Origin of the sequence: Streptomyces jeddahensis, from assembly GCF_001642995.1 — a bacterium.
GTDB lineage: Bacteria > Actinomycetota > Actinomycetes > Streptomycetales > Streptomycetaceae > Streptomyces > Streptomyces jeddahensis.
The window spans coordinates 41,836-55,037 of the sequence record NZ_LOHS01000031.1 but is presented as its reverse complement, the minus strand read 5'-3'; the positions used below and the strand labels follow the sequence as shown (position 1 = coordinate 55,037).

8 protein-coding genes are annotated in these 13,202 nt (G+C 70.5%); 6 read left to right on the top strand and 2 right to left on the bottom strand.

What is annotated here, in order from left to right:
• Window positions 1-417: 417 nt before the first annotated feature.
• Window positions 418-3,558: an AfsR/SARP family transcriptional regulator gene (locus tag STSP_RS03710; protein ID WP_232789514.1), complete on the bottom strand. Its 3,141-nt coding sequence runs from the start codon at window positions 3,556-3,558 to the stop codon at window positions 418-420.
• Window positions 3,559-4,078: 520 nt separating this feature from the next.
• Between STSP_RS03710 and STSP_RS03705 the strand changes: the two genes are divergently transcribed.
• From STSP_RS03705 to STSP_RS03690, 4 genes are all read left to right on the top strand, one after another.
• Window positions 4,079-5,011: a hypothetical protein gene (locus tag STSP_RS03705; protein WP_067271953.1), complete on the top strand. Its 933-nt coding sequence runs from the start codon at window positions 4,079-4,081 to the stop codon at window positions 5,009-5,011.
• A gap of 132 nt (window positions 5,012-5,143) precedes the next feature.
• Entirely contained in the window at window positions 5,144-5,596 is a 453-nt protein-coding gene (locus STSP_RS03700; RefSeq protein WP_067271951.1) for a hypothetical protein, read from the top strand.
• A gap of 649 nt (window positions 5,597-6,245) precedes the next feature.
• On the top strand, window positions 6,246-9,797 hold the full coding sequence (locus tag STSP_RS03695) for a DNA polymerase III subunit alpha (RefSeq protein WP_067271950.1): 3,552 nt from the start codon (window positions 6,246-6,248) through the stop codon (window positions 9,795-9,797).
• A complete protein-coding gene (locus STSP_RS03690) occupies window positions 9,794-10,768 on the top strand; it encodes a DNA polymerase Y family protein (RefSeq protein WP_067271948.1) in 975 nt (324 codons plus the stop codon). Before STSP_RS03695 ends, STSP_RS03690 begins: the two co-directional genes overlap by 4 nt.
• Window positions 10,769-10,828: 60 nt before the next feature.
• Here STSP_RS03690 and STSP_RS03685 read toward each other — a convergent pair whose 3' ends face one another.
• The gene (locus STSP_RS03685; protein ID WP_067271944.1) at window positions 10,829-11,515 is read right to left on the bottom strand and encodes a response regulator; all 687 of its coding nucleotides are present in this window, start codon (window positions 11,513-11,515) and stop codon (window positions 10,829-10,831) included.
• Window positions 11,516-11,681: 166 nt separating this feature from the next.
• On the opposite strand from STSP_RS03685, the gene STSP_RS03680 reads away from it, so the two are divergent.
• On the top strand, window positions 11,682-12,665 hold the full coding sequence (locus tag STSP_RS03680) for a Bug family tripartite tricarboxylate transporter substrate binding protein (RefSeq protein WP_067271942.1): 984 nt from the start codon (window positions 11,682-11,684) through the stop codon (window positions 12,663-12,665).
• Window positions 12,662-13,201, top strand: coding sequence for a tripartite tricarboxylate transporter TctB family protein (locus STSP_RS03675; RefSeq protein ID WP_067271939.1), 540 nt, complete (start codon window positions 12,662-12,664; stop codon window positions 13,199-13,201). Before STSP_RS03680 ends, STSP_RS03675 begins: the two co-directional genes overlap by 4 nt.
• The last annotated feature ends 1 nt before the right edge of the window (window position 13,202 follow it).

Sequence of the window (13,202 nt, the reverse complement as noted above, 5' to 3'; positions counted from 1 at the left end):
TAAGGGCCGCCCGTTCGTGTGTCCTGAGCCGGGTGTGACTGTTCGCGGTTGTTGGCGATTGAGGCGGGGTGGCTTCGCTGCCCGCGCGGTTTCTGTTCACGCCGGTTGAGGCGGTAGCGGGTCCCCTGCTCGACTCGTTCGGCTTCGGCGGCGTGCCGGGCCGCCGAGGCGGATTGCCTGTGGCCCGCCGGAAGGCGGCGAGCGCCGCCAGCGCTAAGCAGGCGATCGGGCGGAGTTCCAGTTTCATGGGCGGTGGCCAGGGCGCGCTCCGCGTGGTCCGCGGCGCTGGCGGAGTCCCGCTCGTCGAGCCCGTCCCGACCCTGCCGGTCGGGACGGGCTGGCAATACGAGATGAAGTCTTGGACAGGGTTGCTTGCTGTCCGTTGTCCACGTCCCCGGCTCACACCTCATGACTCACTCACTCGCCAGAAGGCCTATCCGTCAGCCTCACCACCGGCACCGACAGCGATCGGTGGCGCCCTCGTGAGGTCGAGCCTTCATTTGCCCGGCGTTGGTTCTGCTGACGGGGTGGCTCGTCAGCAGGTGAGGGGCGGTAGCCGGTTTCGTCCTGTATCCGCTGGAACTGCGTAGTGTGGTTGACCGCCGCGGTGGCGTCACCAGCGGCGTGGGCGATTGCGACGAGGGCCGTAAGTGCCCGGTGTTCAGCGGGGCGTAAGCCCAAGGTGCGGGCGATGGCCAGTGCCTGGCGGGCATGGTGCATCGCATCGGCCGTGGCGCCCAACGTGAGGTGAGCGTGGGCTAGTTGGGAGTACGCCTCGGCTTCCTGGTGGCGCAAACCGGAGCGGCGGGTGAGTTCCAGGGCTTCTTGGAGGCGGGCGGCGGCAAGGCCGGGGTCGCCGTCCATGCGGTGTATGGAGCCCAGGGTGATCAGGGAATCAGCCTCCAGGGTGGGCTCGCCAAGCTCGAGGGCCACGCGCAGGGATTGTTCGGCGTGGGTTCGGGCGAGGTCGACGCGGTCGGTGTCGCGGTGGATGCGGGCGAGGATCTCGTGGACGGCGGGCCCACTTGTGCCGTGCGGGTGGCAGTGGTGTAGGCGTAGCGCCTCGGTGGCGTCGGCCAGCGCCTCGGCATAGTGGCCGAGGCCGTGGCGGGCGATGGCACGGTTGACCAGCGGGCCGATTTTGCCGGTCGGCCGGTCGATCGCGCGGCAGATTTCGATGGCTTCGGTCGTTTGGCCCACCGCCTGGTTGAACTCGCCGAGGTGCGCGTGCATGAGCCCCATGTTGCTGAGCGCCCGGGCGAGCAGTACCGGCCGGTTGAGGTCGCGGAGCAGGGCGTAGCCGTCCTGCTGGCAGTCGATCGCCTTACGCATCTCGCCGCGCAAGGCGTAGTTGATCGCCAGGTTGGTGAGGATGGCAACCTCACCGAGGGTGAACCCGGCGCTCCGGTATCCCTCCTGGGCTGTGTGCAGGGCCTCGCGGGCGGCCATGGCGTTGCCCGTGTGCTCGCGCAGCATACCGATGCTGTTCCACAGCACTGCCTGAGCGAGCACCTCGCCGTCGTGTTCGGCAGCGCGCAGGGCGGCCGTCGTCGTGGCCTCCCACTCGGCCGTGTGCCGCCGCGCGTAGAAGTACAGGCGCAACTGATCGGCCAGTTGCCAGGAGATCTCACGTGGGCCCGATTCGGCGGCGCGGATGATCAGGGCAGTCAGGCCAGCGCGTTCGCCTTCCAGCCAGGTGAGGGCCTGGTGCCGGTCGTTGAATCGTGTGGATTCGGCGCGTGTGCGGGGAAGTTGGACGCTGCCGGTGTAGTCGAAGGCAGTGGCGGCATCGACGGTCGCGAGGTACCAGTCACACAGCCGCTGCCAGGCCGCCTTGTGGTAGGGGTCTGCCGCGGCGTGCTCGGCGGCGTACAGGCGCAGCAGGTCGTGAAACTGGAACCGGTCGGCGGCGGTGCGCTGCACCAGCCCTGCGGTAACCAACTGGTCCAGTAGGTGCTCGGCGGCGGGCGGCTCCGCGCCGAGCAGGGCTGCGGCCGCCTCCGCGGTGAAGTCCGGCCCGGGATGCAGCCCGAGCAGGGCGAACAGCCGTGCCGTGGTCGGCTCCAGTGCTGTGTGAGAGTGGTCGAAGGCGGTACGGACCGCGGCCTGGCGGTCGCCGACGATGGCGAGCTTGGCCAGCCGGTTCCCTTCGGCCAGCTCCTCGGCGTAGCGGGTGATCGAGCGGCCGGGTCGCGCGGCGAGGTTGGCGGCGGCGATCCGCAGCGCCAGCGGCAGGCGGGCGCACAACTCGGCCAGCCGCGCGGTGGCCTCCGGCTCCGACTCCACCCGCTGCTCGCCGAGGATTTGGGTCAGGAGTGTGATCGCCTCAGGGAGATCGAGTGCCTCCAGCGGCACGATGTGGGCTGGATGGCTGACGGTCAGGCCCCACAGGTCCCGCCTGCTCGTGACCAGTACGGCAGCCCCGGCGGTGCCCGGCAGCAGTGGTCGTATCTGCTCGGCGTCGGCGGCATCGTCGAGGATCAGCAGGACACGGCGGCCATCCACTCTGCTGCGGAAGGCGGCCGCGCGGTCCTCCGGCGCCTGCGGGATCATGCCCGGGTCCTGGCCGGAGGCGCGCAGCAGCCAGGACAGCACCTCGGCGGGATCGCGCGGCCGGTCGGTGGTGCCCAGCATCCGGACGTACCACTGGCCGTCGGGAAATGCTGGCCGCAGCCGATGACCGAGGTGTACTGCCAGCGCGGTCTTGCCCACCCCGGGCGAGCCGGATACGACGACGGGCACCGCCGCGGACGGAGCCAGTAACTCCTCGAGGCGATGGACGAGCTCGGTCCGTCCGGCGAAATCCGGTGCGGCCAAGGGCAGTTGGCTCTGGACGGCCCAGGCCGCTTCGGACGGCCGCCGGACGGTCGGCGCGCTCAGCTCCGTGTTCCCGCTGAGGATTGCCTGGTGCATGCCCTGCAACTCGTGGCCCGGGTCGATGCCGAGTTCCTCGGCAAGCATGTCCCGCAGGTGCCGGTAGTGGGCGAGGGCGTCGGCCTGCCGGCCGCAGCGGTACAAGGCAAGCATGTACTGGGCGGCCGCCCGCTCGTCCAGCGGATGTTCGGCGCTGCGCTCGGCGAGCATGGCGAGCAGCGCGGTGTGCTCGCCGAGCCGCAGACGCAGGTCGGTGCAGTCCAGCTCGGCGGCCCACCGCTCTTTGTTGAGGGTGTCGCGGGCGGCGTTGAACCAGGGGGTGTCCGCGCTGGGGAACGGCTCTCCCCGCCACAGCGCCAGGGCCTCCTGGAACAGCACCACCGACCGGGCATCGTCGTCGGGTTGCCGGGCCTGCCCGAGCAGCTGGTGGAACCGGTGTATGTCGACCATCGGTTCGTCGGCGGTGAGCACATAGCCGCCCGTCCCCCGGGCGATCACCCCTGGCAGTAGGCGGCGCAGCCGGGACACGTAGCTGTACAGGGTCTGCGTGGCACGTTGTGGCGGCTTGTCCCCCCACACCCGGTGCACTAGTTGATCCACTGTCACCAGCCGATTGGCGTCCAGGAGAAGAGCAGCCAGCACCGTCTGCTGCCGGGCAGGCCCGAGCTCAACCGGTCCGGTCACCGTCCGTGCCTCAAGACCGCCCAGCAGCCGAAACTCCACACCCAACCCCCGTCTGTGCCGCCCGGCCGCAGACACGGCCCTGCCTGCGGATTCTACGTTTCCTGCAGGGTTGTTGCACGACGGCTCGGCAGGGTTGTACCCGCCACCACGGACACCGGCAGCCGTTGCCTCCACCCTGACCGGGGATGAGGCCGGCCCGACCACCGTTGAGGCACTCGCACTCCGCACGAACCGAACAACGTCAACGGGGAGGATGCTTACGGCAACACAAACCCGATCACCTCCAGCTCCAGTACGTGGCATTGCGCCAGCACCAAAAAGATCGACACCGATGTGTACGCGCAGGTCTGCGCGATCAGGTCGTCAGGCGGCGGCTCCGTACAGGGGGGCGGTGATCGTGCGTAACAACCAATCCAGCCTCTACTCCGTCGCGGCAGCGATGGACCTGTACAACTCAAGTGAGCCGTCCCCGAGAGGGGTGACGCCAGAAACGACGTAAACAACGGCAACGGGGGGTTGAATGTCATTGCATGCCATAAAGCAGCCATCGGCTCATGCCTGGCCGGCCGCGGCGCTCGCGATCCTGGCCGCGGCCGGCTGCACCACAGCCGCATCCGCCGACCGGCCGGACCCCAGCCGTTCCGCACCGGCCGCCCGGGAGCTGACTCACACCGAACAGATCCTGGTCCAGCGCGCCGAGGCGTTACTGGTCAAGGAGTGCATGGCGGGGGAGGGCTTCAGGTACTGGGTGGGTCCGCTGCCGACCGTCGATGACCTCAAGGGCGGCGGTTATGTGGTGACGGACGTCGACTGGGCGAAGCGGCAGGGTTATGGCGGCCGGCTCAGCGCCAGGCTGCCTCGGCTCCAGCGCGAGGACCCGAACCACGCGTACACCAACGGCCTCTCGCACAAGGAGGCCCTGCGCTACGACGAGGTGCTCAACGGTGGCCCCTCAGCCGGGATGCTGACTGTCGAACTGCCCGGGGGCGGCACCATCCAGACTCCGCGGCGCAGCTGCCAGACCGAGGCCAAGCAGCGGCTCTACGGAGACTTCGAGACCTGGTTCAAGGCGGAGAAGATCGCAACGAACCTGACCGACCTGTATGTGCCGGACCTCCTCGATGATAAACGTTTCACCAACGCGGTCGGCGAATGGGCCGCGTGTATGCGTGCGGCCGGTCACGAGTACGCGGAGCCGCCCGCGATCCGGGCTGAACTTCCGGCGCTCACCGAGGGCCTGAGCTCTGCGGAGGCACACGCCGTGGAGGTACGGCTGGCGGTCGCCGAGGCCAGATGCGCGACCAGGACACCGCTTGCCGCCACCGCCCGCAAGCTGGACGAGGAGTACCGCGGCAAGCGGCTCGGCGCGTACCGCGAGGACATCGCCACGTATCGGCGGATGCGCCTCACGGCGCTGGCCAGGGCCGAGGACATCGCCGGCGGCACGGCCTGATCCGAACGGGGCCGTCCGACAGGCTCTGAGGCAGCGCCACCACCCGCCCAGACTCTCCGGGCATCCCATGACTTCCGTGGCACGACGGCCGCGGTGGATTCGCACGGACGACCAATTCAAGGAGATACCTCAATGCGTAAGATCCTGGCCACGGCAGCGACCCTCGGACTCGCCAGCCTCGGGGCCATAGTCCCCGCCTCCAGCGCACAGGCCTCCACGACCTGCGATAACGCGTGGCACAGCACGGGCGACGGCTACTTCCGCGCCTACGAAGCCATCAACTGCAACCGCCTTCTCGGCACCGACAAGGACAACGACACCAACTGGGCCGACAGTGTGGGCGGCTTCCGGGGCAGCGCCAACGACGCGGCGACGTCCCTATTGCACAAGGGGACCTCAGGCATGGCCGTCAAGGTCTACCAGCACAAGAGCTACGGCGGTGGGCACATCTGCCTCACAAAGGCCGAGCTCTACATGGACGCGATCAGCGGTTTCAAGTACACGAACGGCGCCGAGGTGAACAACAGCATCAGCTCCCACCAGTGGGTGTGGAACAGCGATTGCGGGAAGTTCCTGGACGACTGAGCTGAGGTGGCACCGGGCGGGCAAACCCTCGCCCGGTGCTGTGCCGACGGCCTCGCCCTGGTGAGACCGGTCCCCGCGAGCACTACGACCGCGGCGGCCCCGGGCCGATCACCGGACTTTGAAGGGCGGCGGTGGCAGTCCGGGTGTTTCTGGACGCGCGTCCGTCTCCCGCTCTGTCACCTTGAAGGGCAACCCTGGCATCGGTTCCCGCAGGACCGTCCACCGCCCCGTCACGTTGAAGGGCGGCCTGGGCATGGGTACTCGCAGGGCTGTCCGCCATCCCGCCACAGCAAAGGTCACCCCGGGCGCCGGTACCCGCAGGATTGTCCGCCGTCCCGCCACGCTGAGGGGGCCATGAGTCCGATCGGATCTTCGCCTCCATCGCTCAGCGCATGGGTCAACAGGAGTACTGCTGTACCCGACGCAGGTACAGATCACCACATCTGCTCGTTACTCAGCGCGACGTGATCACTTGCTGCGAGAACTCGCCGACTCCGATGAACAGCCGCCAACAAGCCTGAATGGTCACAAGCCGGGGCTGCTACCCCGAGCCGGGGAGCGCGCGTCGTCTCGTACGCCTGTTCGAAAATGGTCTATGGTGGACGATGGAACTGGGGGTGGCGAGAGCAGGTGTGATCAGGAGGTGCGTGTGCCAGGGTTCACGCATCTGCACACCGTTTCGGGCTTCTCCGTGCGGTACGGAGCCTCGCACCCGGAGCGGCTGGCCGAGCGCGCCGCCGAGCAGGGCATGGACGCCCTCGCGCTCACCGACCGCGACACGGTGGCGGGCACGGTCCGCTTCGCCAAGGCGTGTGCGCGGGCCGGAGTGCGGCCGCTGTTCGGGGCGGAGCTCGCGGTCGCCGAGCCCGTACGGCCTCGGCCGGGACGTGCCCACGTGCGCACCCCCGTACGCGGAGGTGCCTTCATCGACGAGTCGACACCGCGTGTCACCTATCTCGCCCGGGACGGCGCCCGCGGCTGGGCCGCCCTGTGCCGTCTGATCACCGCCGCACACAGCGCCGAGGGCCGCCGCGTCCCCGAGGACCGCCCGGTCCTGCCGTGGCAGGACAACCACGGCGAAGGCCTGACCGTGCTGCTCGGACCCGCATCCGACGTGGGACTCGCGCTCGCCGCGGGCCGCCCGGACCGGGCCGCCGCACTGCTCGGGCCCTGGCGGGAGATCTACGGCGACGCGCTGCGTCTGGAAGCCGTCCACCACGGCCGGCAGGGCGCGGGTCCCGGCTCGCTCCGGCTCGCCGCCCGCACCGTCGGTTTCGCCGCCGAGCAGGGCATTAGCCCCGTGCTGAGCAACGACGTCCGCTATGCCGACCCGGGTCTCGGTCCGGTCGCCGACGTCCTCGACGCGGCCCGCCGCCTCGTCCCGATCGACTTCCGCAAGGAGCTGGACGGCGGCGAGCGCTGGCTCAAGGGCGCCGACGACATGCTGCGCGTCGCCGAGCGGATCGTCGAGGCCGCGGGCTACCGCCGCGACACCGCGTACCGCCTGCTCGAACAGACACAGGCCACCGCCGCCGAGTGCCTGGTCGACCCCGAGGAGGATCTGGGCCTCGGCTCCGTGCACTTCCCCGAGCCGCACCTCGTCGGCGCCGAGCGCCGGACCGCGCAGCGCGTCCTGGCGTCGCGCGCCGCGGCGGGCATGGTGCTGCGCGGCTACGACCGCCGCCCCGACGCCCGCGTGTACTGGGAGCGGATGCACCACGAGCTGGACATCATCGCCCACTACCACTTCGCCACGTACTTCCTCACGGTGGCCGGGGTCGTCGACGACGTCCGGCGGATGGGCATTCGCGTCGCCGCGCGCGGCTCGGGCGCCGGGTCCCTCGTCAACCATCTGCTCGGCATCGCCCACGCCGACCCGGTGGAGCAGGGCCTGCTGATGGAGCGCTTCCTGTCCAAGAAGCGGATCGCGCTGCCCGACATCGACATCGACGTGGAGTCCGCACGGCGGCTCGACGTCTACCGCGCGATCATCGACCGGTTCGGCAGCGAGCGGGTCGCGACCGTCGCCATGCCCGAGACCTACCGCGTGCGGCATGCCATCCGCGACGTGGGCGCCGCCCTGTCCATGGACCCGGCGGACATCGACCGGATCGCCAAGTCATTCCCGCACATCCGGGCCCGCGACGCCCGAGCGGCGATGGACGAGCTGCCCGAACTGCGTGAGGTGGCGGGGGAGCGGGAGCGGCACGGACGCCTGTGGGAGCTGGTCGAGGCGCTGGACGCGCTGCCGCGCGGGGTCGCCATGCACCCGTGCGGAGTTCTGCTCTCCGACGCCTCGCTGCTCTCCCGTACGCCCACCATGCCGACCAGCGGCGAGGGCTTCCCCATGTCGCAGTTCGACAAGGACGACGTCGAGGACCTTGGGCTGCTCAAGCTCGACGTGCTGGGGGTGCGGATGCAGTCGGCGATGGCGCACGCGGTCGCCGAGGTCGAGCGGGTGACGGGGGTCCGTCTCGACATCGACGGCGTGCCGGAGGGCGATCCATCGACGTATCGACTCATCCGCTCCACCGAGACGCTGGGCTGCTTCCAGATCGAGTCGCCGGGCCAGCGCGATCTGGTCGGGCGGTTGCAGCCGGAGACCTTCCACGATCTCGTCGTCGACATATCGCTCTTCCGGCCGGGCCCCGTCGCGGCCGACATGGTGAGGCCGTTCATCGCGGCGCGGCACGGCCGGGCGCCGGTCCGCTATCCGCACCCGGACCTGGAGGAGCCGCTCAAGGAGACCTACGGAGTCGTGGTCTTCCACGAGCAGATCATCGAGATCGTGAGCATCATGACGGGCTGCGGGCGTGACGAGGCCGATCAGGTGCGGCGTGGTCTCTCCGACCCCGAGTCGCAGGGGCGGATCCGGGCCTGGTTCGCGCAGGAGGCGGCGGCGAAGGGGTACGACGCCGAGACGATCGCCCGGACGTGGGAGATCGTGGAGGCCTTCGGCTCGTACGGGTTCTGCAAGGCGCATGCGGTCGCCTTCGCCGTGCCGACGTACCAGTCGGCCTGGCTGAAGGCCCATCATCCGGCCGCCTTCTATGCGGGGTTGCTCACCCATGACCCCGGGATGTATCCGAAGCGGCTGCTGCTCGCGGATGCGCGGCGGCAGGGGGTGCCGATCCTGCCGTTGGATGTGAACCGGTCCGGGGTCGATCATCGGATCGAACTGGTGTCTGGTTCTGAGCGCTCTGAGGGTGTTATCGACGATGCCCGCGGCCGGTGGGGACTCCGGCTCGCCCTCTCCGACGTCCACGGCATCAGCAAGGCCGAGGCGCAGCGGATCGCCGACGAACAGCCGTACTCCTCGCTGCTCGACTTCTGGGAGCGGGCCAGGCCCAGCCGGCCGGTCGCCGGGCGGCTCGCCCAGGTCGGCGCCCTGGACGAGTTCGGCGCCAACCGCCGGGATCTGCAGCTGCACCTGTCGGAGCTGCACCGCGGCGCGCACGCGTCGGGCACATCGCAGCTCCCGCTCGCCGGCGGGCGGAAGACCGCCCCGGCCGGGCTGCCCGATCTGAGCGCCGCCGAGCGGCTCAGCGCCGAGCTCGGTGTCCTCGGCATGGACGCGTCGCGCCATCTCATGGGCGACTACCAGCAGTTCCTTGACGAGCTGGGCGTCGTGCCGGCGCGTCGGCTGCGGACGGCCCGGCATGGCGAGACGGTCCTGGTCGCGGGGGCGAAAGCGGCCACCCAGACGCCGCCGATCCGCTCCGGCAAGCGGGTCATCTTCAGCACCCTCGACGACGGCACGGGCCTGGTCGACCTCGCCTTCTTCGACGACGCCCACGCCGCGTGCGCGCACACCGTCTTCCACTCCTGGCTGCTGCTCGTACGCGGAGTCGTGCAGCGCCGCGGCCCCCGCAGCCTCAGCGTGGTCGGCTCCGCCGCCTGGAACCTCGCCGACCTGCTGGAACTGCGCCGCGAGGGCGGTCTCGACGCGGTGGCGCAGCGGCTGGCCGAGCCGGCGATGGATACGGCGCCGAGTACGACGACGGACACGGCTACGGAGGAGCCCGGTGAGGGTGGCGGGGGAGAGGCGGAAGGCGGCGGCCGTGAGGACGGCTCGGACGGCCGCCGCATCCGGATGCCCACCGGATACGAGATGCATCCGTGGGCGGACCTGCGTCCGGCGGGCGAAGGCCCGGCGAGCGGACGGAAGTTGTGGCACCAGAGTCCAGGGAGTGCGGGATGACCATCCTCTGTCTGCGTTTCCAGCTGCCGTCGGCGGGCGAGACCGTGCTGCCGGGGCTCCTCACGCTGCTCCGAGAGTTCACCCCCGTCGTCGAGGCGGCCCCGCCCGACGCGGCACTCGCCGATCTGGGCGGAGCCGAACGGTACTTCGGACGGAACGCGGTCGAGCTGGCTGCGGTGATACGGGTGCGGGCGCTCGCCCTGTACGGAGTGGACTGCGCGATCGGCGCCGGACCAGGGCCGATGCTGGCGCGTATGGCCGCACGCGATGCCGCGCCCGGGGTGACCCGGGTCGTGCACGAAGATCCGGACGCCGTCGCGGAGTTCCTCGCCGACAAGCCGGTCTGGGCGCTCCCCGGGGTGGGCGCCGCGACCGCCCGCACGCTCGGCTCGTACGGGCTCGACACCATCGGCAGGCTCGCGGCGGCACCCCTGTCCACCGTGCAGCGGCTCGTCGGCGCCCGCGCCGGGCGGGAACTGCACGAGAAGGCGCACGGCATCGACCGGAGCCGCGTCGTCCCCAACGCCGCCGCGCGGTCGCTGGCCTCCGAACGGACCTTCCCGCGCGACGAACTGGACCCGTTCCAGCACCGGCGCGCTCTCCTCTCGATCACCGAGGAGCTGGGCGCCCGGCTGCGCGCCGAGAAGCAGGTGTGCCGCGTCCTGGCACTCACCGTGCGCTACGCGGACCGCTCGACGACCACGCGCAGCCGGACGCTCCCCGAGCCGACCGCCCACTCGTCCGCGCTCACCGACGCCGCGTACCGGATGTACGAGGCGCTCGGCCTGCAGCGGGCCCGGGTACGCGCCGTCGCGCTGCGCGCCGAGGGACTGGGCCCCGCCGAAGGCACCGCCCACCAGCTCAGCTTCGACCCGGAGGACGAGAAGGCCCGCCGCCTCGAGGAGGCCGCGGACAAGGCCCGCGCCCGGTTCGGTCCGGGCGCGGTCATCCCGGGGGCGCTGGCGGCGTAGGCGGGGAAGAGCTCCTCACGGTGACGGTGTGCAGGGGCCGTCGTGGCGCCCGCCTCGGCTTCAGCTCACCCACCGGTAGCGCCGCTCCGGCCGCCCCGTCCTCCCGTATTTGAGCGTCACCTGCGCCCGGCCCGTGTCCGCGAAGTACTCGAGGTAGCGGCGGGCGCTGACCCGGGACAGGCTGCCCGCGTGGGCGCATTCCGAGGCGGAGAGGCCGTCCGGGTGGGCGCGCAGTGTGCGTTCCACGAGCTCCGCGGTGTGCGCCGCGAGTCCCTTCGGCAGCTCGCGGGAACCGGGCGGGCGGGCGCCGAAGATCTGGTCGACGTCCTCCTGGCGCGCCTCGTCGAGGCCGTCGAGGCGGGCCCGCAACGCCGCCACGTGCCGCAGCTGCTCCTGCAGTGCCGCCTGGTTGAACGGCTTGATCAGATAGTGCAGCGCCCCGGCGCGCAACGCGGCCCGCACGATCTCCGCGTCCCGCGCCGCCGTGATGAACAGCACGTCCACCGGCTCGCGTTCCGGATCGCGCTCCTCGGCGGCCCGCAGCTCGCGCAGCACGCCGATCCCGTCCATGTCGGGCAGATAGACGTCCAGAAGTACGAGGTCAGGGGTCAGCCGCTCCACCGCCCGCAGTGCCTCCACGCCGCTGTGCGCGACACCGACGACCGTGAACCCGTCCGTCGCGGACACATACCGGCTGTGCAGTTTGGCGACCATGAAGTCGTCGTCCACCACCAGCACCTTTGTCACCCGCCGCAGGCTATGGGCCCGACCACAAGGACCACAACGTTCCTTGCTTGCGGAAGGGAGACAGCTCGTTAACACGCAGGCAACATGTGGGCCACCTCACACCCTCCACAAGGCTCCCCCTGAGGCTCCCCGTACTGATCCGACGTACCGACAGGTGGTGGCACACGTGCGGCTGCGCACTCCCCTCGCCCTGCTCGGGGCAGCGGTGCTCGTGCTCGCGGGACCGCCGCTGCTCACGACCGGCAGCGGCGCCGAGACCGGCACACAGATCCCCGGCCTGCGCTTCATGGTTCCCAACACGCCCGGCGGCGGCTACGACATCACGGCCCGCACCGCCGCCAAGAACGCCGAGGACGCAGGGCTCACCCACAACATCGAGGTGTTCAACCTGCCCGGCGCCGGCGGCACCGTCGGCCTCACCCGGCTCGTCAGCGAGCACGGCAACGGCAAGCTCGCCATGTCCATGGGCCTCGGTGTCGTAGGAGCCGTACGCTCCAACCACGCGCCGAAGACCCTCGCCGACACCACTCCGATCGCCCGGCTCACCGAGGAGCAGGACGTCGTCGTGGTCGCCAAGGACTCCCCGTACCAGACCATCGACCAGCTGATCGACGCCTGGAAGGAGAACCCCGGGAAGCTGCCCGTGGGGGGCGGCTCCTCGCCCGGCGGACCGGATCACCTGGCACCCATGCTGATGGCGCGGGCGGCTGGGATCGAGCCGAAGAAGGTCAACTACGTCCCCTTCGACGGCGGCGGCGAACTCCTCGCCTCGATCCTCGGCAACAAGGTCGCCTTCGGTGTCTCGGGCGTCGGCGAGTACCTGGACCAGATCAGGTCGGGGGAGCTGCGGCTGCTCGCCGTCACCGGACCCGAGCGGGTCGACGGGCTGGACGCGCCCACGCTCAAGGAGTCCGGCTACGACGTCGAGTTCACCAACTGGCGCGGCATCGTCGCCCCGCCCGGACTGTCCGAGGCCGAGCGGGACAAGCTCACCAACCTCATCACCAAGCTGCACGACTCCGACGAATGGCAGGAGTCCCTCGAGAAGAACGGCTGGGACGACGCCTTCCTGACCGGCGACGAGTTCGGCGCCTTCCTGGACGCCCAGGACAAGCGTGTGGTCTCCGTGCTGAAGGAGCTGGGACTGTGACGACGACCTCGCAGACACAGGAACGTACGGAGCCGGGGGAGCGCCGCTCCTGGCTGCGCGAGCACTCCGAACTCGGCGTGTGCGTGCTGCTCCTCGCGCTCGGCGTGCTCGTCCTCACCGATGCCCTGACCATGGACGTCGACATCGCGCAGCGCGGGCCCATCGGCCCGAAGACCGTGCCGATCGTGGTCGGCATCGGCCTGCTCGTGATCGCCGCCCTGCTCGCCGTCGACGTGCTGCGCGGCGGCCGCGGACAGGCGGAGACCGGCGAGGACATCGACCTGTCCGAACCGGCCGACTGGCGCACGGTGCTGCTGCTCGCCGGGGTCTTCCTCGCCACCGCGGTCCTCATCGAGCCGCTCGGCTTCCCCCTCGCGGGCGCGCTCCTCTTCTGGGGCGCCGCTTTCGCCCTCGGCAGCCGGCGCATCGACCGCGACCCGCTGATCGCCGCCGGACTGTCACTCCTCACGTACGTCGTCTTCAACAACCTGCTCGGAGTGCCGCTGCCCGGCGGCCCGCTGATGGGAGTGCTGTGAC

What these genes read in the sequence shown, in the direction of transcription:
- STSP_RS03690 (WP_067271948.1), top strand. Translation starts at nt 9,794, where the DNA reads ATGACCATCCTCTGTCTGCGTTTCCAGCTGCCGTCGGCGGGCGAGACC.
- STSP_RS03705 (WP_067271953.1), top strand. Translation starts at nt 4,079, where the DNA reads ATGTCATTGCATGCCATAAAGCAGCCATCGGCTCATGCCTGGCCGGCC.
- STSP_RS03700 (WP_067271951.1), top strand. Translation starts at nt 5,144, where the DNA reads ATGCGTAAGATCCTGGCCACGGCAGCGACCCTCGGACTCGCCAGCCTC.